The sequence below is a fragment of the Parerythrobacter aestuarii genome (genome assembly GCF_030140925.1).
GTDB lineage: Bacteria > Pseudomonadota > Alphaproteobacteria > Sphingomonadales > Sphingomonadaceae > Parerythrobacter > Parerythrobacter aestuarii.
The window spans coordinates 755,224-780,239 of the sequence record NZ_JARBWD010000001.1 but is presented as its reverse complement, the minus strand read 5'-3'; the positions used below and the strand labels follow the sequence as shown (position 1 = coordinate 780,239).

Here is a 25,016-nt window from a genome sequence, read left to right as displayed (position 1 = left end):
CGCAACCTGAATTCGTATCGAGTGACCCTTTGCGGGCCGTAGTTGTTCTCGTGCGACTAGAAGGGCAGCCCCTAGAAAGGAAGCCAACGCTGCTTCTTGGAAAACTTCATATAGCCGGCATTGACGCCGAGCCGCAGCCCCGCGCCGACCCGGATCGGGATCAGCACCACATCGCCCTTGCGCATGTAGCTCGCGTTGAGGCCGCCGATCAGATAGGCCTGCCCTTCGCCCGCCGGATAACGCTCGTACAGTTCCTCGGTGTCGTAGAGGTTGTAGACCAGCACGAAGGTATTGCCCGCGTTGGCACCGGCATCGAAGCCGATCGACGGGCCGGTCCAGTAAACCGGGCGTTCGCCTTCGACCTTGTGGTAGAGCTTGCCCGAGCCATAGCGCGCACCGACGATGAAGGCACCGCCCGCTTCGCGTCCGACGATGTAGGCATTGGGTTCGCCTTGCTCCTTGAGCAGCTTCTGGATCATCTTGGCGAGGCCTTCAGCACCTTTGCCGAACACCCCTTCAGCGGCACCAATCAGGTCGTCTTCGCCATAGGTCGTGGCGCTGGCTTGCGGGGCGGCTGGTACATCCGTGCCGGCTTCTTCGCCAAGCGACTCGCCCGTCCAGCTCTCTACCACCCCGGGATCGGACCAGCTCGGGGCGACGCCGGCCTCTGCAGGCGCGTCGGCAGGCGGGGTCGGCGTGAATTCGATGCTCGGCCCGGCCGGGCTGGCGACGCCTGTCGCGGGGGCGTCGGAATAGACCGGCTGGTCGCCCGGCTGTTCAACCAGGTCGCCGTCGATGGCGGTGTCGGGGTCGATCGTCTCGACCGCCTGTGCTGCCAGCGGTGCTGCTGCCAGCGCCGCACAGGTGGCAACGGCGGCGAAAGTAGAGCGGATGGTGCGCATCAGTGTCGTCATGGTCGATCCCTACCCCGGGTCCTGTCCCGAGCTGTGTTGCGGACATACTGCCCCTCATCGGGCAGAAGAATCCTTCGCTGCTTGCCCGGCAATGAACGAACGACGAAGCGAATCGAAAACGCGGCGAACCGAGTCGAGTAATGCCCATTGCCAACGGGACCCGACCGCTGCGAGTCTATGCTTGCCCGCAGCAAGGAGCCTCGTTATAGCGCGCGGCTCGCAACCGGCCCGCCGGATGAGCGACATGCGGAGACGTGGGTGAGTGGCTGAAACCAGCTCCCTGCTAAGGAGCCATACCTCTATCGGGGTATCGAGGGTTCGAATCCCTCCGTCTCCGCCACAAAAGCTCGCCGGAAAAGGCGGGCTTTTGTGGCGTTAGGGGGAGCGGAAAGAACCCTCCGGGTTCAGAGCCGGAGGCGCAAAGCGCCGGAGACGTCCGGAGCAAAGCGAAGGACAATCCCTCCGAGGTATCAGCGGCCTACCGCTTCGCTGCTTGAGGCGGTGTGTTCTTTCGGCCTACCGCTTCGCTGCTTGAGGCCGTTACCCCACCCAGACATCGAGCAGGTAGCGCCCCTGCTCCTTCATCTCGCTGATCCAGGCTTCTGCGTCGACTTCGCTGATACCGCGCTTCTCCGCACAAATGGCGACAAGGGCTTTGCGCACATCCGGCTCCATGCGCGCACCATCGCCGCAGATGTAGATGCGGGCACCCTGTTCGATCAGGTCCCATACCTTGTCAGCCTGCCGGGCGATGAGGTCCTGGACATAGGTCTTTGAGCCGTCGTGCCGGGAAAAGGCTGCATGCAGATCGACCAGGCCCCGCTCGGCAAAGCCCGCCAGTTCCTCGCGGTAGAGATAGTCATGGTCAGGGTGGCGACAGCCGAAGAACAGCATGGCTGGTCCTGGCTCAGCCCCGCTGCCCGCCATCAGATTGCGCTGCTGCAGGAAGCCCCGGAATGGGGCTACCCCGGTCCCGGGGCCGACCATGATGATCGGGGTGGCAGGATCATCCGGCAGGCGGAACTGCGCGGTCGGCTCGCGCACGACGGCCTTGAAGCGCTCGCCTGGTTCCAACCCCACGAGATAATTCGAACAGGTACCCTTGTACTCGCCCTTGCCTGAAAGCGCCGGTCCACGCACGACTCCGACGGTAATCGAGCAATACCCCGGATGAGCACCAGGCGCCGATGAAATCGAGTAATAGCGCGGGCTCAGCAACGGAATCAGTTCGAGGAACACCGCCAGCGGCAGGTCGCAGGCCGGAAAATCCTCAAGCACATCGAGGACGGATTTGCGCTTTGCCATAACCTCGGAGGTGTAGAGGTCGCTGCCGTCCTCCGCCGGCGGCGCGGCAAGCGCCTGCAGTTTCGCGCGCGAATCCGGGCATTCGGAATACCGAGCCAACACGGCCATGTCCTTGCGGGTCGCGACGGCCTGAAGCTCCCCGGCGGTCTCGGCCAGGTTGAGCACCGAGAAAGTGCTGCCACTGGGGAACGGCCCGCGCATATCGCTCCGTGACTCGATGCGGACATAGGTATCCCTGTCGAGGCCAAAACGTTTGAGCAGGCGATCGACCACGGCGCTGTCATTCACAGGCACCACGCACAGGTGATCGCCGGGCTTGTAGGTCATGCCATCGGCCAGCTTCACTTCGATATGCCGGGTCGAGCGGCCATCGTCCTTGGTGATGTCCTTGAGCTCGCGGCTTTCGACGACTTCGACGTCCCGCGCACCGATCCGGTCGGCAACGGTGTTGGCGGTGATGCTTCGCGTAACTTCGACCGAATAAAGCGGTTCAGCGACAGCATCTGCCTGCGCCTCGAGGTCGATCCCGAAGGCCTCGCCAACCTTGGGCATCAACGCATCGAGCCAGTCATGGAACTGGGTATCGACATCGCCGCGGGCATCCAGTTCTTCAGTCGCGACGATACGTCTGGCACCCAGCGCTTCCAGCCGGGCATCGATCTTGCGCGGGACATCCTGGAAAGTTGCGGCCCAATCGCTGTTGCCGCAGCCCAGGACCAGGTACGATACATCGCTCAAATCGGTGGCTGCAGGGTCGGCTTCATCCAGCCAGTCCACGAACCTGGCTGCATTATCGGGCGGCATGCCATTGTAGGATGCGCAAGCGATCGCCACCGCACCTTCGCTGGGCAACTTGCCAGCGAAGTCGTCCAAATCGGCCAGCGTCACATCGAACCCGCTGAATTCGGCTTTCTGCGCCAGCTCGCGGGCAAAGCTCTCGCTGGAACCAAGATTGGAACCGAACAGGACCGTCAAGGGCGTCCCGTGTTTGGGCACGCGCGGCTCCTCGGGCCCTTCCTGCCTGGCTTCATCCGCAACCACCGCGCCGCCGCGCACCACATCGTCACGCAGTCGCACGCGCATGAAGAATTCGTCCGGCTTGATCGACAGCGTTTCCTTGATGTCGAGCTGGTAGTCGGTGTGATCGTAAAGCTCGAAGCGCTGCAGCAGCATGCCGAGCACGAGGATCGCTTCCTGGATCGCGAATTGCCGGCCGATGCAGGCGCGCTGGCCGTTGCCGAACGGCTTGTAAGCATGCGGCGGGCGCGCCGCCTCGGCTTCGGGCGAGAAGTGATCCGGGTTGAATTTGTCCGGTTCGTCGCCCCAGATCGACGTATCACGATGGAGCGAAGGGATCAGTACCGTGGTAAAGGTGCCCTTCGGGATCGGGTACTTGCCCCCCAACATTTCGTCCTCGTACGGCGCAAGCCCGAGGGCCGGCGCCGTCGGCCACAAGCGCAATGCTTCGAACAGAATGGCACGGACATAGCCCAGCCGCCCGATCTGCGAGAGCGTTGGTGGCTGGTCGATATTGCGGCCCAGGACCTCGTCGACCTCCGCATAGGCACGCTTCAGCACGTCGCGGTTCTTGAGCAGGTAATAGAGCGTGAACGACAGCAGGCCCGACGTTGTCTCGTGCCCGGCAATCAGGAAGGTGTTGATCTGGAAACGGATGTTCTCGTCCGACAGCCGCTCGCCGGTGCGCGGATCGCGGCCCGACAGCATGAAATCGAGCAAGTCTTCCGGCCCGTCGCCACCGGTCGTACGCCGTTCGCGAATGATCTCGTCGACGAGATTGTTCATGTAATCCGCGTCGCGCTTCAGCTGCTTGATCTGCTCGCCCTTCATCAGCTTTTCCCCAGGCAGGCCGCGCATCTTCTGCGTGGTGTCGAGCGTGCGGTTGAGCGCTTCGATGAAGGGGTGGAAGTCCTCGCGGTAGAAGGAATTGAAGCGATAGCCGAAGCCGCATACACCGATGGTGTCGAGCGTCAGCCGCACCATGTCCTTGGGCACATCGATGACATCGTCAGAGTTGAGCCGTTCCCACTTGAGCACCAGCTGCCGGGCGATGTCGATCATGATCGGCAGGTAGCTACCCATCGCCTTCTGGCTGAACGATGGCAGCAGGATATTGTGCGCCTTGGCCCAGTTGGGATCATCGGTATCCCCGGTGAACAGGCCGTCGCCCGCGATCGAGCGCAACCGCTTCAAGGGCCCGCGCACGGTCTTGTCGAAACGCTTCTCGTCGCAGACTTCGGCCACCAGGTCCGCGCCGGAAACGAAGACGAGCGTATTGCCCATCATCTCCAGCTTGAAGATCGGTCCGTATTCGTCGGCCAGTTCCATCAGCGACTGGATCATGCGGCTGGCATCGACGGTCAGCGCATTGCCGATGATCGGCGCGCCGGGCGGTTGGGGAATATTATCTAGCGAAGTGTCTGCGGCCATTACGGCTTTCTGGCAGAGATTGGCCTTCAGGCAAAGATGGCGCGCGCACTAGAAACCGTAGCGCACCCCACCCCACAAGGTCCGAGGCACGCCAAGGTCGATCGATCCGCCGGCATTGCGGGTGACAATGGTCTCGTCGAACAGGTTTTCTCCGCGCAGTACCAGCGCGATACCGTCGAACAGCGGGACCTGGGCATAGGCGCCGAGCGTCGTTGCAGCGGGCAGCACGTCTGTCTCCTGGTCGCTTTCGAATTGCTTGCCGACATGCCGCAGCGTCAGCGAGACCAGCCCGCCGTCCCAAGGTTTCCAGCTCACCGTCGCTGCAGCTGCCCAACGCGGTGTCTGCGGCGGTCGTTTGCCGTCGAGCGCCAAGGAAGCGCCGGTGCCATCGACCGTTGCATCGGTATAGGCGAGCGTCCCGTCGAAGCTGACCTTGCCGCGCGAAATTCGGGCACCGAGTTCCACCCCCTGCGCATCGATGGCTGGCAGGTTCTGCCGCTGGCGCAAGACCGGCGTGAGCGTAACGTTGGCAATGGCGTTCTCGAGCCGGTTGTCGAAGGCCGTCAACGAGAAGGCCACGCCCTCGACCGGGGTCCAGTCGAGGCCGGCTTCGAAGCCTTTGAGCTTCTCCACCTGCAATTCCGCATTGGCCTCTGTCACCACAGGGAACACCACGAACGGGCGGTACAGTTCATTCAACGTCGGCAATCGCAGGCCACTGTAGGCTGCCGCTCGAAATGCCAGTGTGTCACCGGCCCGATAGAGCGCGCCGCCGCGCCAGGTGACGGTCCAGTCCTTCTGGTCTGCGAACACATTGTCGGTTGTGACCAATCCCGAAGGATCCTCTTCGCGATAGAAACCGCCGGTGATGGTGGTTCGATCAGCCCGCACGCCACCGGTCAGCACCAATTTTCCCAGTGTCCAGTCATCTTCCAGGAATATCCCGAAGTCACTGGTCGCTCCGCCAGCACGGCGACGCGACCTGAGCTGCCCGGTGAAGGCGCTATACGGCTGCTCCTGCAGTTCCCCGTTGGCCCGACGATAGTCGAGACCGAAGCGCAGCGTATGCGCATCGCCGACTGGCGGGCGCAGTTCCAGCTTACCGCCGAGGCCGGTCGTCGGAGTGTTGCTCTGGTCCAGCACCGGCACGAACCGGGTCGAGCTGACCACGATATTGGTGAAGTTGCGCGCCTGGATATAGGCCAGCGCATCGACCTGCCAATCCCCGCGCGCAATCACGCGGATGCTGGCATCCTGCCCGCTGGCGGAGCTGTCGGCCCCGTCGAAGCGGAACGTGCGGCGATCGTCGAATGCGAGCAAGCGCGCCTGAAGCTCCAGCGTTTCGCTGAGCGGTGTTACGGCTCTGATCTGTCCCGCGATGCTGTCGAATGCAGCACGAGCCGTTGCTGGCACCCGATCCGCTTCAGGCGTGGTGTAGAATCCTTGCCCGCGATCCCACCTGCCGCTGGCGACTACGAAGCCTTCGCCGAGCCGCACCGCAGCGCCGCCGCTGATTTCAGTCTCACCGCGGTCGTTGACCAGCGCTGATGCCGTGACGGGACCCAGCGCATCGATGCCCGCACTCTGCAGCGCGATGGTCCCCGCCAATGCCCCTGCACCGAACGGTCCCGATCCCCCGCCGCGCGTCACACGGATACTGCCGACCTGCTCCGGCACCAGTGCGGCAAACGGGACATAGCCAAAGAACGGGTCCTGCATCGGCACCCCGTCAAGCGTCACCAGCGCGCGGCTGGTGGCGTTGCCGCCGAGAGCCCGCAAGGTCACCCCTTGTGCGCTGGGGTTGGACGAGCGGCTGTCGGACCGGCGAAACTGCTGGAATCCGGCTACCGCCCCCAACGCATCCTCAATCCGGCCCGAGGGCGTCGTGACGACCAGCTCGCGGTCCAGCTCGAGGCTGGAATAGGCGGGCTCGGCCGGCGTGTCGGCCAGACCGTCACCGATCACGACGATCACCTCTCCATCTTCGGCCTCCTCCTCCTGCGCCATGACAGGTGCGGCCAGTGTAAGAGCGAGAAGCGGAAGCGATCGGAAAACAAACATGCGGAAGGCCCTAGCGAGTCAATCGCGCGGCGTCAGCAGCCACGTTGGGATGGAAGCGCGGGACTCGCCAATCCGTTCCAACTGTGCTTATCTGCGATCAGTTGCAGGAGAGGACCTAAATAATGAGCGACATGCAGACCGATTTCGACGTGTTGATCGTCGGCGCCGGCATTTCCGGCATCGGTATGGCCGCGCATATGGAAATGCATTGCCCCGATCACAGCTACGCCATCGTCGAGATGCGCGACAACCTCGGCGGCACATGGGACCTGTTCCGCTATCCCGGCATCCGTTCCGATAGCGACATGCACACGCTTGGCTTCGTGTTCGAACCGTGGAAGCACGAGAAGTCGATCGCCGATGCGCCGTCGATCCTCGAATACCTCAACCGCATCGTCGACGAGCGCGGCATTCGCGAGCACATCCGCACCGGCCATCGTGTCCTCTCGGCCGATTTCGACCGCTCGACTGCACGCTGGAACGTCACCGTCCAGCTGAAGGACGGCGAGCAAAAGCGCCTGACAGCCAATTTTCTCTATCTCGGCTCGGGCTACTACGATTACGACGAGCCCTATGATGCCGGCTTTGAATACGGCGATTTCAAGGGCCAGGTGATCCATCCGCAGTTCTGGCCGGAAGACCTGGATTACGCCGGCAAGAAGGTCGTGGTGATCGGCTCCGGCGCGACCGCAGTCACCATCGTCCCGTCAATGGCGGCCAAGGCCGCTCATGTCACCATGCTGCAGCGCACGCCGACGTGGATGTTCAGCCGCCCGGCGAAGGATGCGCTGGCCAATTTCCTGCGCAAGGTGTTGCCTGAGGAACTGGCCTACAAGATCACTCGCTGGAAGAACATCAAGATGCAGGACATCGCCTTCAAGATGGCCCGCAACAAGCCTGAGAAGGTCAAGAAGAACCTCTACAAGCGGATCGAGAAGGCGCTCGGCAAGGATTACGACAAGGAAGCATTCACCCCGCCGTATGACCCGTGGGACCAGCGCCTGTGCCTGGTGCCGGATGACGACCTGTTCAACGCCATGAAGTCCGGTAAGGCGAGCGTTAAGACGGGTCGGATTTCCCGCTTCGTGGAAGGCGGGATCGAGCTCGAAAACGGCGAGACAATCGAAGCCGACATCATCATCACCGCGACCGGTCTAAAGCTGGCAGTTGCCGGCAAGATCAACGTTTCGGTCGATGGCCAGAAAGTCGATTTCGCGCAGCGTTACTACTACAAGGGCTGCATGTTCTCGAACCTGCCCAACCTGGCGGTGGTGTTCGGTTATCTCAACGCCAGCTGGACGCTGCGGGCGGATATCAACTCCGATTATGTCTGCCGCGTGCTCAACCGGATGAAGGCAACCGGCACGCAGATCGCGGAGCCGGTGCTGACCGCCGCCGATGAAGCCGCGATTGAGGACGATGACATCTTCGATTTCTCCAGCGGCTATATCCAGCGTGGCAAGCACATCATGCCGAAGAACTCGGTGGCTTACCCCTGGCGCCTGAACCAGGAATATGTGCTCGACCGCAAACGAATGGTCGAAGACCCGGTCGACGACGGCCTGCTCGCTTTCCGCCGCGCCGGGGCCAATGCCGTGGAGCCGGATGAAGTGCTGGAAGCAGCAGAGTAGAAACCCCTGCCGACTTCGCTTAGGCAGTCTGTATGACGACCTCTGCGAATCCAGATCGAATCTACACCGCCGGTCTTGTCGTGATCGGCGACGAGATCCTGTCCGGCCGCACGCATGACAAGAATATCGCGCAAGTCGCGAGCTGGCTGCAGGTGCAAGGCATCCGGCTGGCCGAAGTCCGCGTCGTGCCCGATGTGATCGAAAAGATCGTCGCTGCGGTAAACGCATTGCGCGTAGAAAATGACTACCTCTTCACCACCGGCGGGATTGGGCCGACGCATGACGACATTACCGTCGATGCAGTGGCTGAGGCCTTGGGTGTGGGCGTGGTGATCCACCCAGAAGCGCGGGCCATCCTTGAACGGTACTACACCAGCAAGGGTATCGAAGTGACCGAAGCGCGGTTGCGCATGGCACGGGTGCCGGAAGGCGCGGAGTTGATCCCAAACCGCATGTCCGGCGCGCCGGGAATCAAGTTTGGCAACCTCCACCTCATGGCAGGCGTTCCGCATATCACTGCCGGTATGCTCGACGCTCTGACCGGCACGCTTGACGGCGGCATGCCGCTCAAGAACGAGACCATCGGCTGCTGGACTGCGGAAAGCGAAGTCGCCGATATTCTGCGCGAGACCGAGCAGGCACACGAAAACTGCCAGATCGGCAGTTATCCGTTCTTCCGCGACGGTAAGGTCGGAGCGAACTTTGTAATCCGCTCTACCGACGCAGAAGAATTGGCGAGCTGCGTCCATACGCTATGCGATGCGCTGGCGACAGCCGGGCACGACTTCACCCCGGGCGGGATTTGACGCTTGGAGTTCGGCTTCCTCATCCTGCTCTTGCTGTTTTATGTGATCGGATTGCCGATCATTGTCTTTGTCCTGGGGCAACGACTGCGCAGGAGCGAGGACCGGCTGGCAGAGATCGAGCACTGGCTGCGGGAGCCACCCGAACAACCAACGAGCCAGCAGCAACCCACTGTGGCTCCCACGCCGCCCGTCGAGCCGGAGACTGAGCCTGAGCGGGCCCGCCCCGAAGAACCTGTCCAGGCCGAAACCGCATCTACAGAAGAACCACCTTTCGAAGAACCACCCACCGAGCCTGAGCGGGCACTGGCTTACGCTGCCCCGGAAGCACCTGCGCAATCGCGGGACATGGAAGAGCAGGAAAGCCGGGATTCCGGTTTCAGCCTGCCCAAGCTCGATTTCGAAGACCTGTTCGGGCGGCGCCTACCGATCTGGTTGGGCGGGATCACGCTCGCCGTCGCCGGCATGTTCGCCGTCGCCTACTCGATCGAACAGGGTTTGCTGACCCCTGCCGTGCGTGTGTTGCTGTCGTTCCTGTTCGGGGCGGCACTGCTGGCAGGCGCCGAACTGGCTTACCGCAACGAAGACCGCATTGCCGACGAGCGCGTGCGGCAAGCGTTGGCGGGGGCCGGGATTGCCACGCTTTATGCTGCTTTCTACCTGGCCGGTTCGCAATATGGCTTGATCGGGCAGGCAGCTGCCTTCCTGGGACTTGCTGCAGTCACTGCATCTTCGATCGCGCTGTCGTTCCGGTTCGGCCTGCCGAGCGCAGTGCTGGGTCTGGTGGGCGGCTTTGCCGCACCGATGCTGGTCGGGGGCGAGGAAGCCAACTTGCCGGTGCTGGCGCTCTATCTCGGCCTGGTCACCGGCGGGCTATGCTTCACCGGCAAGCAGCAGGGTCGGGCGTGGCTGGGCATCGCTGCCCTGGTGGGAGGCCTGGGCTGGGGTGCGATCCTTGTGTTCTCGGGCGACTTCGGTTTCTCGGAAGTCCTCGCACTCGGCATATACTTCATCGTCCTCGGCACAGTCCTTCCAGCGCTGGTCGAGCATGACAGGTTCACCAGGCCGCTGCGCGCGGCAGGAGCCTTCGTGGCGAGCCTCCAGCTGGCGATCCTTGTCAACCAGGCCGGGCACGAACCGCTGGCCTGGGGCCTCTACCTGCTGCTGGGCGCAACCATCGCCTGGTTCGGCTGGCAGCGCGAGGACATGCGGATCGCCGCCCCCGTCGCCGCGCTGATCGGCGTGCTGCTGTTCGCCTTCTGGCCGGCCCCCGATCCTGTGCACTATACGCTGGTGGGAGCCGGGCTGGCGCTGGTCTTCGCAGGCGTCCCGCTGGCGCTGGTACAGCGCGGTAGGGACGGCGTAATCGAATGGGGCATGGTGGTACTGGTGCCGGTGGCCCTTGCCGCTGCCGCCTATGGTACTTTCGGCGCGTTTGAACAGGACCTGGTCGAAACCGGCCTTGCGGCCGCCACGCTGGCGCTGGCGGCACTGCCTGCCTGCGCCGCTTTCCTCGTCGCGCGGCGCGACAGTAGCGCGCTGTTCGCGGGCTTTACCGGGATTGCCAGCGCGCTGCTGTTCGCTGCCGGGCTGATGGTGACGCCGGGCTGGAGCGCCCCGCTGGTGGCTGCCGCAGCGCTGGCTGCACCCTGCTATCTCGCCCACAACCGGCGCGAGCAGCCGCTGCATATCCTGCTGTGGATCGGCGCTGCGGCCACCCTCGTCGCGCTGATGGCGACGTCGGGCTTCGCCATCGAGGCCGAACGGCTGGCCATGGAACGCGAACAGCCCGGATTGTTGCATGCGCTGTTGCGCTGGGCCGCGGTGAGCCTGCCCTTGCTGGCGCTTTGCTTGCTGGAAAAATCGGTCCAGTCACGGCGGGTGGCGGAGATCGGGGCAGCGCTGTTCACCTACGGGCTGGCGGCACAGGCGATCCCGGCCGATGCGTTGGCCTGGACGGCAGCCCTCGCCGCCATTGTCCTGCATTTCGTGCAGCGCGAGCGCGCCGGAGCCTATGCCACATGGACAGCAATCGCATTCCTGTGGGCGGTCTACCCGCTCGGCATCTGGCTGGAAGCCGCACTCAATTCGTTGATCGGCGATCCGATCCTGACCTTTAGCCTGCCCGATCTGCGCCAGCTGGCTCTGCGCATCATGCCGGCCGCGCTGGCACTCGGATCGATCCGCTATGCACCAGTAGAGCAGAACCGGGTCGCACTGCCGACACAATGGTTCGCGCTGCCGATCGGGTTGGTCGTGCTGCACATGCTGTATCGCCAGCTGTTCGGTATCGCCACCATGACCGAATTCACGAGCCTTGGCATGGCCGAGCGAACCGTCTGGGAAGCAGCACTGGTGGCGGCGGCATGGATCGCCGCCAACGGCGTGCCTCGACTGGGCGCAAACACCAAGGTCGCCATCGCCCTGGCTCTGGCAGCGCTGGGGCATTTTGCGCTCTATTCGCTGTGGTGGCACAACCCCATGACTGCCGACCAGGCCGTGGGTTCGACCCCCGTCGCGAACCTGTTTCTCGCCGGTTACGCAGTCGCCATCACGGCCTGCCTGCTGCTACGCCGCTGGTTGCCGGAGCTCGCAAGGCCAGCTGTCGACGGGGCGATCATGTTCTTTGCAACACTCGGGGCGCTGGCGCTGCTCCGACAGACGTTCGGCGGCACGACGCCGTTCGATGTCCCGCTGAGCCAGACCGAAGACCTGCTGCGTTCGCTGGTTGGGATCGTCATGGCGCTGGTGTTCCTGTGGCTTGGAGCGCGACTACAGCAGCGCAGCTGGCGGATTGGGTCGCTGGTCATCATGCTGGCAGCAGTCATGAAGGTCTTCCTCGTCGATGCCTCGGGGCTGGAGGGGCTATTGCGGATCGCGTCCTTTGCTGCGGCCGGTGCCAGCCTGATTGGGCTGGGGTGGTTCTACACCCGCCTGCTTAAGGGCTCCGCCCGCGCCTGACCCGCATTGGCACATGGGCCGATACCACAAACCCGGTCTTAACCCCCCGATGCTACTCCGCTGCGACAATTGCAGCGGAGGTGTGAAGCCCGGCCGGGGCTGATAGCAGCTATGACTACCGTCTACCTGACGATCGATACCGAGTATTCTTCGGGCCTTATGACCGGATCTGGCAAAGCCGACCGGGAGGAGAATTTCGCCCGGTCGATCGCCTGTATTACCCCGGAGGGCCCGGCCGGGATTACGCACAAGCTCGATGTCTTTGCTCGCCATGGAATCAACGCAGTGTTCTTCGTCGATCCGATGCCAGCAATGGTATGGGGCGTCGCCGCCATTGAAGATATCGTGGGTCCGATCCTCGAAGCCGGGCAGGACGTGCAGCTGCATTGCCACACCGAATGGCTAGAAATCGCCGGGCAGCGCGCGGTGATCAAGAACCGCACCGGGCGCAACATCAAGGATTTCCGCTTCGACGAACAATGCACGCTGCTTGAATATGCGCGCGACATGTTGGTGGCCGCAGGCGCGCCCAGGCCAGTGGCCTTCCGCGCCGGCAATTATGGGGCCAACGATGACACGCTGCGCGCCCTCGCGGCAATCGGCCTGCGCTATGATACCAGCCATTGTCCCGCGCTTGTCGGCAGCGGCGATTGCGAGATCTCACTTGGTGAAAATGACCGTGCAACACTGCTGCACAAGGGTGTGATCGAAGTTCCGGTCGGCTGCATAGCCGCGCTGGGAGGCGGTTTGCGCCATGCCCAGATTACTGCGCTTTCGCTTGCGGAAATGCGCGCCGCTATCCGCCACGCCCGCGATGCGGAGGCCAACAGCTTCACGCTCGTCTCCCATAGTTTCGAGCTCATCAACCGTCGCAGCCTGGCGATAAACAAGGTCGTGCGGCACCGTTTCGAGGGGCTATGTCGCGACCTGGCTGCGATGCGCGGAGTGCGGACCGGAAACTACCAAGCTACACCCCCGCTGCACGGCCGAATTGCCGAAGGTGGGTTTTTTGAACCGCTGCCCGCCAGCCCGATCCGTACGGGAATGCGGGTAGCCGAACAGCTAGTCTCCAACACGCTTTACGGGGCGTTGTGAGCTCAGAATGACAGCGCAAACAACCTCTATCCACTTCACCCTCGGTTCGCGTCGCCTGCTGTCGGTGCCACGTCACCTGACTCCGCTGGCGTTCTCGCTCGAACAGGCCTTGGCTGGTTGCATTCCGCAAGCTGAGCCGATGGATGAGCATGACGGCTATCGCGTGCTTTCCGCACCGACAAGTCTCGTCGATGCCGTTGCCAATACCTACCCCGGCTACATCATGGGGGGGAGGCAGGACTATCGCCGGTTCTACATCGACATGTCCTGCAGCTACGAAGACTATCTCGCACGCTTTTCGGGCAAGACCCGTTCGACCCTGCGCCGAAAACAGCGCAAGCTGGCGAAGGAAGCGGGCAACAGTTACGCCATTACTGAACATCGCACTCCGGCAGAAGTCGAGGCCTTCCTCGCCCACGCCTTGCCTCTGTCCGCGCAGACTTACCAGGCACGGCTGCTCGATGCGGGGCTTCCTGACGACAAAGGTAGCCGACAGGCAATGCTGGAAAGGGCCGAGGCAGGGCAGATACGCTGTTTCCTCCTCCATGCGGCCGGCAAAGCCATCGCATATCTCGCACTGCCGGTTGCAGGCCCAACACTGGTCTACGCGCACTTGGGCTACCACCCCGACTGGGCGAGACTTTCGCCCGGCACGGTGCTGCACATGGAGGCGCTCGACCGGCTGTTTGCCGAGCAGTGCTATCGCTACTTCGACTTCACCGAAGGCGAAGGCGCGCACAAGGCTATGTTCGGTACCGACAGCGTCGATTGTGCTTCGTTCCTGCTGCTCAAAGGCGATGTCGCCAACCGGCTGCTGCTCGGTTCGCTGGCGGCTTTCGACACATCGGTTGCAGCGGCCCGCACCATTGCTGCGAAAAGTGGGGCGCTGGCGCAAGCGCGCAAGCTGCTGCGCGCCTAATAGTGCGCGATCGTCAACTCGTTATAGTCGCTGGATGACATTCGGGCCCTCAGCAGCGCCCGCATCTCATCCATGAACGCATCGAGATCCTCGACCTCGCAATAGATTCGCAAAGCGTTCCATTCGGGCAGGTCATCGCCGTCGGGAACCGAGTACCAACGGCCCGATTCTGCATGAATCGAAGTGATCTGTTTTACACCGGCCAGTATGTTCGCAGCTTCGTCGACAGCGGTATCGTCACCGGTCTGGTGAATAGTGAAGCGCTTCTCTGCCCTGGCTTGGGGCGGTGGCGATGCGGCAAGTGCCGCAGCTTCTGCTTCGGCTTTTTCGCGGGCATTGATTTCGCCCAGATTGCCCTCGACTTCGACCGGGTCGATCACACCGCTACTACTGTCACCACCCCACACATCCCATGATGCGACGAAGAAACCGGTGACAAGGAAGAAGGCACCGGCAATCAGCGCGTCCCATCCCTCGCCGGAGCCATCCACCAGCAGCTCCCATAACCCCATGCCGAGCAGGAGGAATGCAAACATCATCCCGCATCCGCCGAGTGTCGATCGGTCCATCCTTGCCCTCCCAGTCCGCGACCCTAGCGCGCGTTTCCGTGAAAGCAAAAGGGCCGGAGGTTTGCACCCCCGGCCCCTTGGTTTGCCGTGCAGAAGATTCGTCCGCTTAGGCGCCCTCGACTTCGCCGAGGTCGACCTTCAGGCCCGGACCCATCGAGGAAGTCAGCGAGACCTTCTTGACGTACTTGCCCTTGGCGCCCGTCGGCTTGGCCTTGACGATGGCGTCGGTGAAGGCCTTGAAGTTCTTCTTCAGGTCTTCGTCCTTGAAGCTCATCTTGCCGATGCCCGAGTGGATGATGCCCATCTTCTCGACGCGGAATTCGACCTGGCCGCCCTTGGCGTCCTTGACGGCCTGCTCCACGTTCGGTGTGACAGTGCCGAGCTTCGGGTTCGGCATCAGGCCCTTAGGACCCAGCACCTTGCCGAGACGACCGACGACACCCATCATGTCCGGCGTGGCGATCACGCGGTCATAATCGAGATTGCCGTTCTGCATGTCTTCCATCAGGTCTTCCGCGCCGACCTTGTCGGCACCAGCGGCGAGAGCCTTGTCTGCGTTGTCGCCCTTGGCGAATACTGCGACTTTCATGTCCTTGCCGGTGCCGCTGGGCAGCGAAACCATGCCGCGAACCATCTGGTCGGCGTGACGCGGGTCGACGCCCAGGTTCATCGCGACTTCGATAGTCTCGTCGAACTTCTTCGAGCCGAACTCGCGCAGCACGGCCAGGGCTTCGTCAACACTGTAGAACTTCTCGTTGTCGACCTTCTCGGCGACAGCCTTCTGCTTCTTGGTAAGCGTTGCCATGTCCTTAGCCCTCCACCACGTCGAGGCCCATCGCACGGCACGAGCCTTCGATGATCTTCATGGCCTGGTCGATATCGTTCGCGTTCAAGTCGGGCATCTTGGTCTCGGCGATTTCCTTGACCTGGCTCTGCTTGATCGTGCCAGCCGACTTCTTGCCCGGCTCCGAAGAGCCCGACTTCAGCTTGGCAGCTTTCTTGATCAGGTAGGTTGCCGTCGGCTGCTTCGTGATAAAGCTGAACGAACGGTCGGCATAGACGGTGATGACCGTAGGGATCGGCGCGGTCTTTTCCATGCTGTCAGTCGCAGCATTGAAGGCCTTGCAGAATTCCATGATGTTCACGCCGCGCTGGCCCAGTGCCGGGCCCAGCGGAGGCGAGGGATTGGCGGTGCCGGCAGGCACCATCAGCTTGATATAGCCGTCGATCTTCTTGGCCATGAGGCCACTCCTTTCACACTGTCAGGCCACCTGCGGAGATCCCGCAAAGGGCCTTCATGTTGAGCGGTCCAACGCCCCGGACTGGCCGAGGCTCCCGCGCGGTTCCGCTGCCGCAAGGGCAAGCGGATGCGCGCACATAGCGGATTTCGCGTGCGATGCAAGGATTCGTCGCTGGGAGGAAAGGCTATACGGATTTCGCGGCTTATCCCAGTCAGGTCGCTGGCCCGGTGCCTAAGCGACAGAGAGGAAGACTGTCGGTTCTCCAGCGTATCAATCGAGCATTGGGCAAGCCGAATATTCTTTATTGTTCCGAAAGAGTTCCCGCTTTAGAAAAAGAATTGAACAGGGGAGCTTTTGATGAGTGTTATCGTCCAGATCCGCAATCTGGTTTCCAGCAATGTTACTGCCGCCGTCGATTCTGCTTCCGACCCGGCCAAGATGCTGCGGCAATTGCAGCGCGAGATCGAAGAAGCGCTGATCGGCCTCGAAGGCGAGATTTCGCGCGGCTCGCGCCAGCACGCCCGACACCTCGCCAAGGCGGAACAGTTCGACGCCAGCGTGGATGACTGGAACGGCAAGGCCAGGACTGCCATGGATCACGACCGGGAAGACCTCGCCCGCGGTGCCTTGCTCGCGCGGGAGGATGCCAAGGTACAGGCCCAAAGCGAACGCAAGCACGCCGATGCGCTGGAGGCGTCGCTCGAAGAACTGAAGAGCAATCGCGAGGCGCTCGAAGCCAAGCTGGCCGAAGTCCGCGAACGTCATGCAGAGGTGAATATCGCGAGCGCGGCGGCTGCGGCGTCCTCCGCCTCGAGCGACAGCAAGGCCGATCGCATGATGGACCGGATCGACCAAATGGAGCGTCGGATCGGTTTCGCAGTTCCCGAAGGCGATACCAAGAGCTCGGCGGCCATCGAGGCCGAACTCGCAACCCTCTCGCGCAACAAGGCAGTCGATGCCGACCTGGAGGCACTCAAGTCGTCAGCGAAGAAACCTTCTGCCCGCAAACGCAAGTCCAAGAGCTAGACTGTTAGGCCACGGCAACCACCGGGCCTAAATAAGTTTTTCAAGCAATAGTTTGCACCGGTTTCTCAATCGGAACGAACAATGCTATCTTCCACCAAGTCTAGCCATGGTGGAGGGCTGAGTAATGAAGACGGCAGCGGTGCGGATAGGGGGGCTGGTAATCGGCCTGTTCATTATCATCCTCGGCTTCTCCTTGCTGATGGATGGAACGGGCATGGATGGGAGCGCACGCACGCGAGCCCTGATCTACGCGCTTACTGCTCTGGGGATCGGCGTAACCGCAGCCAGCCTGCTGCCCGATACGCTCACCATAAGTGGCGAGAAAATCAAACCGCTCGGAGCCAATTTCCAGGCCACCGGTGGCGCGGCCTTCTTTGTCGCAACACTGATTTTCCTCTTTTACACCGAAGATGGGTCCGCCCCGGCGCAGGCGGGAACCCCGACCGAAGTCGCTGGAGAAGAGACTGGTGGCAGCACGGATGAAGTCGCAAAGGTCGAACCCGCCCCACCCACCGTTGCGGATTCCTCCCAGCCGCCGGCGCAAGCCACCCCTGCGCCGCAGGAAACCATCCAGCCGCAGCAGCTGGCAGCCTTGCAGCCCGGCTTTATCGCCAATCCCTACGGGCCGGCACCGGCGAACCCGACCGGGATCACACGGGTGCGGACCTATTGCAGCGATTGCTGTCCCAACGGCCCGATGCCGTGCGGGCAGGTTGGCGGGGCGCAATCCTACAATGTCGATGAAGCTGAACTCGGTGCCTATGCAATGTGTATCGACAATGGCGGGATGGAAGCCACCTGCCTGATCAATCTCGAACATTTCTGAGCTGCGATCTTAGCTGCGGATGAGGTGCGACCGTCCGGTGGTCAGCGCAGCCTGTGCTCACTAGAACGAGAGCAAAGGAGAGCCCGAGTGAGCACTGAAACCGACATTCGCCCTCTGGGATGGGGCAGGTTTGTCTTGCAGTTCGTGTCGGTCGTCATCGTCTATCTTGCCGCATCGGTCCCTGCGGTCCTGGTATTCGGCGAGAGCAACACCGGCTATCTCCTCTCCGTCTTCATGAGCATGGTCGCAGCCTTGCTGGTGGCATGGGCATGGCTACAGCGCGACGGAGCGCTGGCGGAGGCCTGGAACCTCAAGGTGCCTCGCGAATGGCCACGTGCCAGCGGCGTCGCGCTGGGCGGAACTGCTGCGATCTTCGCCATCTTCGTCGCCGGCGGGGCAGCCGTGGAAGCCTTGGGGTTCGAGCCCGTCGATGTCGAGCTGGTGATGCAGTTCGTGACCGAAAGCCCGCTTAGCCTGGCGCTCTGGATCGTGCTGGTAGCATGGCTGGCAGCGGGTCTTGGCGAAGAGCTGCTGTGGCGCGGTTTTTTGCTGGACAGGCTGATGCGGCTCCCGGGTATTTCCGGTCGGCTCTGGATCGCCATCGTGATCCAGGCGGGATTGTTCGGCCTGCCACACATCTACCAGGGCTGGGGCGGCGTCCTTGTCACCGGGACCATCGGCCTTTTGCTAGGCTGGCTCCGCGTCGTGGCGCGCTGGAACCTGTGGCCCCTGGTGTTCGCCCATGCCGCCGTCGACACCATCATGATGGGTTTGGGCTATGCCAGCGTGCAAGGCTGGATAGAAGCGAGCTAACTCGCCCTCACCTTCGCCAGGAAACTGTTGACTTGCTCGCGCAATTCCTCGGCCTGGTGTTCAAGCTCGGTCGAGGAGGACAACACCTGGCTCGCGGCGGCACCGGTGGAGAGCGAGAGCTCGCGCACATCCTCGATATGCGTGGAAACCGAATTGGTCGCCCGCGCCGCCAGGTCGATACTGCGGGCAAGGTCCTGGCCGGCGACCGACTGCTGGTCGACAGCCGAAGCTATAGAAATCGCGGTGGTTTCCAGCTCGCCAACCTGGTGCGAAATGAGCTGGAGCGCCTCGACGCTGGCTCCCGTCGATTCCTGGATCGCGCGGATCTTGTCGGAGACTTTCTCCGTCGCCTGGCTGGTCTGGTTGGCAAGCTCTTTGACTTCCGATGCCACGACAGCGAACCCGCGCCCGGCCTCGCCGCCGCGTGCTGCTTCGATGGAAGCGTTGAGCGCCAGCAAGTTGGTGCGCTGGGCGATCGACTGGATCAGGTCGACGATCTGGCCGATTTCATTGGCCGATACAGACAGCGTCGAAATGGTCGCATCGGCTCGTTCTGCTGTCGAACTCGCTTCACGGGCCAGCTCGGCCGATGACGCCGCCTGGCGACTGATCTCGCCAATGGAGACAGCGAATTCGTCGCTCGCAGCAGCGGCAGCATTGGCACCGGAATTGGCTTCCGTCATCGAACGCACGACTTCGGTGGTCTGCCGCGTTGTGTCCTCTGCTGCCCCGGCCATGGTCCCAGCCGTGACCTTGAGCTGGCTCGAAGCCGCCGCCACGCCGCTGACGACGTCGCCCACGGTAGCTTCAAAGTCAGCCGCAAGCGTGCCCAGCATGCGCGATTTCTCGGCTTCAGCGCGTTTCTTTTCTTCAAGCTCGGCATTGGCGCGTTCAGCGCGCTCCTTGGACCATTGCTCCAGCTTGATGGTGCCGCGCTTGAACAATGCGATAGAGCGCAACATGTCGCCGATTTCGTCCTTGCGCTCGATGCCATCGATTTCGAAATGGCGGTCACCCTGCGCGAGCTTGGTCATCCCATCCGAGATTTCCGAGACCTTGGTTGCGAAATCCTTCGACAGCGAGCGCACGCCGACGACGAGGATGAGAGTCGCAAAAAGGCCGGCAACCATGAGCAGGACCGCCAGCCGCGTCAGGTAAGCGAGACTGTCGCTGCCAATTGCGCCGGCTTGATCGATCAGGCTGGTCTCGAAACCTTCCGCTTCACCGTATAGCGCGTCACCGAGTGCCGATAGCTCAAACGCGAGGTCGCTTGAGCGCTGGCTGGCACCTTCGCGGGCAATATTCGCAACGAGTTGGTCGAACTTGGCTTCATAGGCCTCAAGCGCAGCCTTGAGGTCAGTCAGTCCCGGCTGGGCTGTCGGTATGTATTCTTCGACAACATTCTCGATTTCCGCGACACGGGCTCCGGCCTTGTCGTAGGCGGTCCGCTGACGCTCTAGTGCGACTTCTTCGCGGGCAAAGATGAATCGGACGGCATTGTAGCGGAATTCGCCCGTCGTGCTGCGCAGGTCGGCAGAAGCTGCAACGCCCTGCTGCACCCCGGTATAGACGGTGTAGCGACCATAGAGTTCATTAAGGCCAAAGCCGAGCAGGAGCGCCATGATGGCGATCAGGCCGAGAAACGCGCCAAAGACAGCCCCCAGCTTGCGCGCCAGCGGGAGGTCGCGAAACCACTGCGTCAGACGGAAGCCTGTGGCAGGCGGAACACCAACCTCCTCGTTTCCGACCTCCGCCCGCAATTGCTGGGCAACATCCTGTAGTGCGCTCATGTGTTTCAACCTCGACAGCCTTGTCAAAGGACGCAGCGCGGCGCTCGTCGCTGTCATACGTCGCGCCGGGGGCTACATCCCACCTTCACGGACGTATTAGGTTGCAATCACTAAGGATTGCCTAAACTGCGTGTTAACTATCGATTTGGCGGAATTGCGTCATTCCAGTCGAGGCCAGGTGGACCAGGTGTAAAGAAAAGGCCCGCCGGTTTCCCGGCGGGCCCGTGTTCCTTCGATGCCAGCTGGCTTACTTGACCAGTTCGACCTGCTCGAAGTCCAGCTCGACCGGCGTAGCACGACCGAAAATGGACACCGAAACCTTGACCTTGGCCTTGTCGAAATCGAGCTCTTCCACCACGCCGTTGAAGCTGGCGAAGGGGCCATCGAGCACCTTGACCTGATCGCCGATCTCGTAGTCGACGTGAATGTCTTTCTTGGGGGCCGCCTTGGCCTCTTCCACGCCGCCGAAATAGCGCGCAGCCTCTTTTTCCGAGATTGGTTGCGGCTTGTTGTTGGTGCCGAGGAAACCGGTCACCTTCGGCGTGTTCTTGACCAGGTGGTAGACGTCGTCGGTCATGTTCAGCTTGGCAAGGACATAGCCCGGCATGAACTTGCGCTCGGTCTGCACCTTCTTGCCGCGCTTGATCTCCGTCACGGTCTCAGTCGGCACTTCGACCTCTTCAACCCCGTCGGACAAGCCCAGGCGTTCCGCCTCGGCAATGATTGCGTCGCGGACCTTGTTCTCGAAGCCCGAATATGCGTGGATGATGTACCAGCGTGCCATCAGAAATCCCGTAGTATGGTGTGGTTTAGGCCAGCGTCAGCAGCCAGCGGACGATTGCGCCGAAAGCGGAATCGATGCCTAGGAAGAACAGCGACAGGATCAGCACCAGGATGCCGACGAAAATCGCGGTACGAATGGTTTCCTCGCGCGTCGGCCACACGACCTTGGAGGTCTCGCTGCGCACCTGGCGCACGAATTCGCCCGGAGACGTGCGTGGCGATGTCTTCTTCTGGGTTTCTTCGGCCATTGCCGCTCTCACCTAAACTCTGGAGCCAAAATTCTCTGCTGCCTTCCGGGTAGGGCTCATCGCCGCCCCGGTCGAGGACCGGGAGGGGCAAGTGAGTCTCCGATGTCGGGAGGCCCGACCGCATCTAGGGGCGCTGCACGGCAAAAGCAAGACGGGTTGATGGCCGACCGTGGGAAGGGGGGAGAAAGCCGTTGCAGGTGAAACCGCATGTCCCTAGCGTGCGCCGCCTACCCACTGGGGACGCAAGAAGGGGAACATGATTATGGCGGCGAGCGAGACAGCCACGCTGGGCGAACGACTGGTGGCGCCGGTCACGAACGTATCGGACCTGCTATGGGGCGGGACCTGGGAAGGGGAAGCGGTGATCCCGTTTCCGCCGTTAGCCTTGATCCTGCTGGGTGTCGGTTTCTGGTTCATGATCGGCCTGCGCTTCTATCCCATCGTAAAGCTGTGGTCGGCCATCACCGGCCTGTTCGCCGGCCGCAAGGGTTCGGGTAGCGGCGAAATTTCGCCGTTTGCCGCACTTTCTACTGCACTTTCCGGCCAGGTCGGCACCGGCAACCTCGCTGGCGTCGCGACGGCCATCGCGCTGGGCGGACCGGGGGCGATCTTCTGGATGTGGATCACCGCCCTGTTCGGCATGGCGCTGGCCTTTGCCGAAGGCGCGCTCGCTATCCGCTATCGCGAGAAGACCAGCGACGGTGTCTATCGCGGCGGCCCGATGAGCTACATCATGATGGGCCTGGGGCCGAAATGGACCTGGCTCGCAGTGGTGTTCTGCCTTGGCACGCTGTTCTCGGCGCTTGTCACCGGGAACTCGATCCAGGCCAATGCCGTGGCTGATGGCCTCAACGAATTGTTCGGGATCGAGGAATGGCTGGGGGGACTGATCGTCGCCATCCTCGTGTTCGTGGTCATTATCGGGGGGATCAAGTCGATCGGCAATGTGGCTGAGAAGGTCGTACCCTTCATGGCCGCTGCCTACATCATCATGGCCGTTATCGCGCTGATCCTGAATTTTGCGGATCTCGGTGAAACCTTTGCCCTGATCTTCCATGGAGCCTTCAATCCGCAAAGCGCGGTGGGCGGCTTCACCGGTGCTGCGATCATCATGGCGATCCGTGCCGGTGTCGCGCGGGGGCTGTTCTCCAACGAGGCAGGGCAGGGCTCGACGCCGATCGCCCATGCCGTGGCGCAGACCAACGATCCAGAGCAACAAGGCCGCATGGCCATGCTGGGCACCTTCATCGATACCGTTGTGATCTGCACCATGACCGCTCTTGTGATCCTGACGGTGCGCGGAGATTTCATGGCCGGTACGGAAGCGGTCGCTCACGCCTGGCAGTCGGACCGGGTCGGTTTCGAAATGACCAGCGGTGCCTTCGCAGCGGCGTTCCCCGCCACGATCGGCAGCATTCCCATCGGAACGCTGATCGCATCGATCGCGCTGATCCTGTTCGTCTTCACGACACTGCTGACGTGGAGCTATTACGGCGAGCGGGCAATCACGTTCATCTACGATCGGTTCAAGGGTTCAAACCGCGCCGGCGAGAAGAAACTGCACATGGCGTGGCGCGTGCTCTGGTGCATCGTGATCTTCGTCGGCGCTGCCCAACCGAGCGAGCTAGTGTGGCGTCTTGGCGATATCTCCAATGCAGCCATGCTCTTGCCGAACATCCTCGCTCTGGGCCTGCTCAGCGGCGTCGTGTTTGCCCTGGCGAAGGGCCAGAAAGATGCTGGCCCCACGCATACGGCAGACACGCCGGAAGAACCCAACGAGTACTAGTCACCAAACTTCAACTTGTTGCCGCTAGGCGGGCTATCCATCACAAGGATGGCACCAAGAATGAAGGGCCCGGAACGCAACACGCGCTCCGGGCCCTTTTTCGGTTCGGGACCAGCCCTGGTGGCTCAGCGACCCCCGAACAAGCGGGTCAGCAGGCTTGGCTGCTCCATCGGCTGGATCGGGCCATAGGCATGCAGGCGCAGGCTGGCGTCGCGATAGGGGCGCGGGCTGGTCCAGCTGTCGGGCCGGCTGCTGCGGAACGAATAACTGCTCATGGTCGTGCTCCTTCTGACAATCGAGCCTTCGCTCGGTTCATCGATGGAATCGCACGACTCGTCTATCCCAACCCTGAATTGCCTGGTTGGCTATCGTTCAGCTTTCTATTGAGAAACCTTTCTATGCCGAATTTGGGGCGGTTGGTAAGACGGCCCCTCGGGCCGCAAGGGCGACCGCCCGCCCGGAGCGCTTGCGCGGAGGAAAGCCAAGCGCGCGGATGCGCGCGCCGGCGCCTGAGGTCAAAAAAGGGATAGAAGTGCGGCCTATGCCAGCAAACGCACCCTTTGCTGTCTGGCGGTTTTCTGCCGATTTCCCGATCATGTCGGCATGGCAAAGACAAACCGACTAGCTGCGAACGAGCGCAAACTTTCGATGCTCATCGGAGAGCAGAGAAACCTACAGCAACAGGTTCTCATGGCCGAAAGGGTCATGGCTGATCTGGAAAATATGCGAGCCCGCATCGCTGAGATCGATCTGGAGATCGAACTTGGTGAGAAATGGATAAAGCTCGATCACCCTGATTGGACAGGCGATCACCTTCGCCCGAAAGTCCCCCACGTCCACGACAGCCCTATTCGTTTCGGCAATGGCACGAGGCTCGCCAACGCGATCGTCCGTGAGAGCCATAGGCCGCTAACCGTCAGAGAAATTGTTGTCGAAGCGTGCAGTCGAGAGGGACACGAGGACATCGATTCTGAGACCATCGACAGACTTTGCCGGACGGTGGGCAACGGCCTGACGGCAGCGAAGAAACGCGGCGTGCCGATCGATCACGATCATGGCTACCCGAGGCGGTGGTTCTCGGTGATGGAAAATGCTGTGCCCAAATTGCTGGAAAACCGTGGTTGACTGCAAGCACTCACTGAATTGAAGTAATAAATATGAGGAAGCAAATATTAGAACAATACAAATAACGAATCAGTTGAAACAAAGCGGACTCATTTTTCAGAGATTGTCAATAAAAATATCTTGCAATGCGTATTTATAGGTATTAGGGGGTTCTCGTTCGCCATAAAAAGCGAACCCCCTGCCGGGTGGCTCCGGTCAGAGGGTTCATTTTCACGCCCACAAGTCTATGAAAGGAGGGCGCTAACGTGAGATGTATTCTCGCGCTGGGTTTTTATTACTTGATTCCACCATAGGAGTCCAGCGCTAATTGATCATTCGGTGAGCCGGAGAACCGGCACGTCCATCGCAGCCAAGCAATGGAGAAAGAAGTCGGCCGAGAACGTGCCCCGGCTCACCTTATTCCTCATCGACGCCTCAGTCGCCTCGATGCCTCGCTCCGCCAACCGCACCGCCAGATTAGCATAACTCACATCGCGTCGAACCATCTCGGCGCGGAGGATTCGTGCTGCCTGCTTATCACCATTTTGGGACATAAATCTCACATATGACATATTTAACGCCAGAAATGACACAAGCGGTATTGCAAATGTGGGACCCATGTGTCACATCCGATACGAAAGTAACGTATCGGAGGAAGAGTCGAAACACAATCCTACCTCATCGGTCCCTGTT

The 25,016-nt window shown here is 61.8% G+C and carries 21 protein-coding genes and 1 tRNA gene; 11 read left to right on the top strand and 11 right to left on the bottom strand.

Features of this window, described 5'->3' with window-relative positions; all coding sequences use genetic code 11:
• Positions 1–71: 71 nt before the first annotated feature.
• Positions 72–914 carry a DUF1134 domain-containing protein gene (locus QPW08_RS03810; RefSeq protein WP_284124420.1) on the bottom strand — a complete coding sequence of 281 codons (843 nt, stop codon included), beginning with the start codon at positions 912–914 and terminating at the stop codon, positions 72–74.
• Positions 915–1,162: 248 nt separating this feature from the next.
• Here QPW08_RS03810 and QPW08_RS03805 point away from each other — a divergent pair.
• Positions 1,163–1,254 (top strand) — tRNA-Ser (locus QPW08_RS03805).
• Between the two features lie 200 nt (positions 1,255–1,454).
• Here the strand turns inward: QPW08_RS03805 and QPW08_RS03800 are convergent.
• Together QPW08_RS03800 and QPW08_RS03795 are read right to left on the bottom strand one after the other, a co-directional pair.
• Positions 1,455–4,667 carry a bifunctional cytochrome P450/NADPH--P450 reductase gene (locus QPW08_RS03800; protein WP_284124419.1) on the bottom strand — a complete coding sequence of 1,071 codons (3,213 nt, stop codon included), beginning with the start codon at positions 4,665–4,667 and terminating at the stop codon, positions 1,455–1,457.
• 48 nt (positions 4,668–4,715) lie between these two features.
• On the bottom strand, positions 4,716–6,674 hold the full coding sequence (locus QPW08_RS03795) for a TonB-dependent receptor plug domain-containing protein (protein ID WP_284124418.1): 1,959 nt from the start codon (positions 6,672–6,674) through the stop codon (positions 4,716–4,718).
• 176 nt (positions 6,675–6,850) lie between these two features.
• Here QPW08_RS03795 and QPW08_RS03790 point away from each other — a divergent pair, with 176 nt between their 5' ends.
• The 5 genes from QPW08_RS03790 (at position 6,851) to QPW08_RS03770 (ending at position 14,137) form a co-directional block, all read left to right on the top strand.
• Positions 6,851–8,359: a flavin-containing monooxygenase gene (locus tag QPW08_RS03790; RefSeq protein ID WP_284124417.1), complete on the top strand. Its 1,509-nt coding sequence runs from the start codon at positions 6,851–6,853 to the stop codon at positions 8,357–8,359.
• A gap of 32 nt (positions 8,360–8,391) precedes the next feature.
• Positions 8,392–9,165 carry a competence/damage-inducible protein A gene (locus QPW08_RS03785; protein WP_284124416.1) on the top strand — a complete coding sequence of 258 codons (774 nt, stop codon included), beginning with the start codon at positions 8,392–8,394 and terminating at the stop codon, positions 9,163–9,165.
• 3 nt (positions 9,166–9,168) lie between these two features.
• A complete protein-coding gene (locus tag QPW08_RS03780) occupies positions 9,169–12,123 on the top strand; it encodes a DUF2339 domain-containing protein (RefSeq protein WP_284124415.1) in 2,955 nt (984 codons plus the stop codon).
• A 111-nt stretch (positions 12,124–12,234) separates the two neighbouring features.
• On the top strand, positions 12,235–13,218 hold the full coding sequence (locus QPW08_RS03775; protein WP_284124414.1) for a polysaccharide deacetylase family protein: 984 nt from the start codon (positions 12,235–12,237) through the stop codon (positions 13,216–13,218).
• Between the two features lie 7 nt (positions 13,219–13,225).
• Positions 13,226–14,137, top strand: a complete 912-nt coding sequence (locus QPW08_RS03770; protein WP_284124413.1) for a GNAT family N-acetyltransferase — start codon at positions 13,226–13,228, stop codon at positions 14,135–14,137.
• Here the strand turns inward: QPW08_RS03770 and QPW08_RS03765 are convergent.
• The 3 genes from QPW08_RS03765 to rplK form a co-directional block, all read right to left on the bottom strand.
• The gene (locus tag QPW08_RS03765; RefSeq protein ID WP_284124412.1) at positions 14,134–14,706 is read right to left on the bottom strand and encodes a hypothetical protein; all 573 of its coding nucleotides are present in this window, start codon (positions 14,704–14,706) and stop codon (positions 14,134–14,136) included. The two genes, QPW08_RS03770 and QPW08_RS03765, sit on opposite strands and share 4 nt — an antisense overlap.
• A gap of 106 nt (positions 14,707–14,812) precedes the next feature.
• On the bottom strand, positions 14,813–15,511 hold the full coding sequence (gene rplA / locus QPW08_RS03760) for a 50S ribosomal protein L1 (protein ID WP_284124411.1): 699 nt from the start codon (positions 15,509–15,511) through the stop codon (positions 14,813–14,815).
• A 4-nt stretch (positions 15,512–15,515) separates the two neighbouring features.
• A complete protein-coding gene (gene rplK, locus QPW08_RS03755; protein ID WP_284124410.1) occupies positions 15,516–15,947 on the bottom strand; it encodes a 50S ribosomal protein L11 in 432 nt (143 codons plus the stop codon).
• 357 nt (positions 15,948–16,304) lie between these two features.
• Here rplK and QPW08_RS03750 point away from each other — a divergent pair, with 357 nt between their 5' ends.
• The 3 genes from QPW08_RS03750 to QPW08_RS03740 all read left to right on the top strand — a co-directional run bounded on the left by QPW08_RS03750 (position 16,305) and on the right by QPW08_RS03740 (position 18,612).
• A complete protein-coding gene (locus QPW08_RS03750; protein WP_284124409.1) occupies positions 16,305–16,973 on the top strand; it encodes a PspA/IM30 family protein in 669 nt (222 codons plus the stop codon).
• A gap of 124 nt (positions 16,974–17,097) precedes the next feature.
• Positions 17,098–17,799 (top strand): ribosomal eL19 family protein, encoded by a 702-nt coding sequence (locus tag QPW08_RS03745; protein WP_284124408.1) that lies wholly within the window; start codon positions 17,098–17,100, stop codon positions 17,797–17,799.
• Between the two features lie 87 nt (positions 17,800–17,886).
• Entirely contained in the window at positions 17,887–18,612 is a 726-nt protein-coding gene (locus QPW08_RS03740; RefSeq protein ID WP_284124407.1) for a CPBP family intramembrane glutamic endopeptidase, read from the top strand.
• Here the strand turns inward: QPW08_RS03740 and QPW08_RS03735 are convergent.
• From QPW08_RS03735 to secE, 3 genes are all read right to left on the bottom strand, one after another.
• Positions 18,609–20,402, bottom strand: a complete 1,794-nt coding sequence (locus tag QPW08_RS03735) for a methyl-accepting chemotaxis protein (RefSeq protein ID WP_284124406.1) — start codon at positions 20,400–20,402, stop codon at positions 18,609–18,611. The genes QPW08_RS03740 and QPW08_RS03735 overlap by 4 nt on opposite strands.
• Before the next feature lie 247 nt (positions 20,403–20,649).
• Positions 20,650–21,186: a transcription termination/antitermination protein NusG gene (gene nusG, locus QPW08_RS03730; RefSeq protein ID WP_284124405.1), complete on the bottom strand. Its 537-nt coding sequence runs from the start codon at positions 21,184–21,186 to the stop codon at positions 20,650–20,652.
• A gap of 25 nt (positions 21,187–21,211) precedes the next feature.
• On the bottom strand, positions 21,212–21,433 hold the full coding sequence (secE, locus tag QPW08_RS03725) for a preprotein translocase subunit SecE (protein WP_284124404.1): 222 nt from the start codon (positions 21,431–21,433) through the stop codon (positions 21,212–21,214).
• Between the two features lie 262 nt (positions 21,434–21,695).
• On the opposite strand from secE, the gene QPW08_RS03720 reads away from it, so the two are divergent.
• Positions 21,696–23,219, top strand: a complete 1,524-nt coding sequence (locus tag QPW08_RS03720) for an alanine/glycine:cation symporter family protein (RefSeq protein ID WP_407674564.1) — start codon at positions 21,696–21,698, stop codon at positions 23,217–23,219.
• Positions 23,220–23,344: 125 nt separating this feature from the next.
• Here QPW08_RS03720 and QPW08_RS03715 read toward each other — a convergent pair whose 3' ends face one another.
• Positions 23,345–23,494: a hypothetical protein gene (locus QPW08_RS03715; RefSeq protein WP_284124402.1), complete on the bottom strand. Its 150-nt coding sequence runs from the start codon at positions 23,492–23,494 to the stop codon at positions 23,345–23,347.
• A gap of 328 nt (positions 23,495–23,822) precedes the next feature.
• Between QPW08_RS03715 and QPW08_RS03710 the strand changes: the two genes are divergently transcribed.
• The gene (locus tag QPW08_RS03710; protein ID WP_284124401.1) at positions 23,823–24,344 is read left to right on the top strand and encodes a hypothetical protein; all 522 of its coding nucleotides are present in this window, start codon (positions 23,823–23,825) and stop codon (positions 24,342–24,344) included.
• Between the two features lie 311 nt (positions 24,345–24,655).
• Here the strand turns inward: QPW08_RS03710 and QPW08_RS03705 are convergent, their stop codons facing one another.
• On the bottom strand, positions 24,656–24,895 hold the full coding sequence (locus tag QPW08_RS03705; protein ID WP_284124400.1) for a DUF6471 domain-containing protein: 240 nt from the start codon (positions 24,893–24,895) through the stop codon (positions 24,656–24,658).
• Positions 24,896–25,016 lie beyond the last annotated feature (121 nt).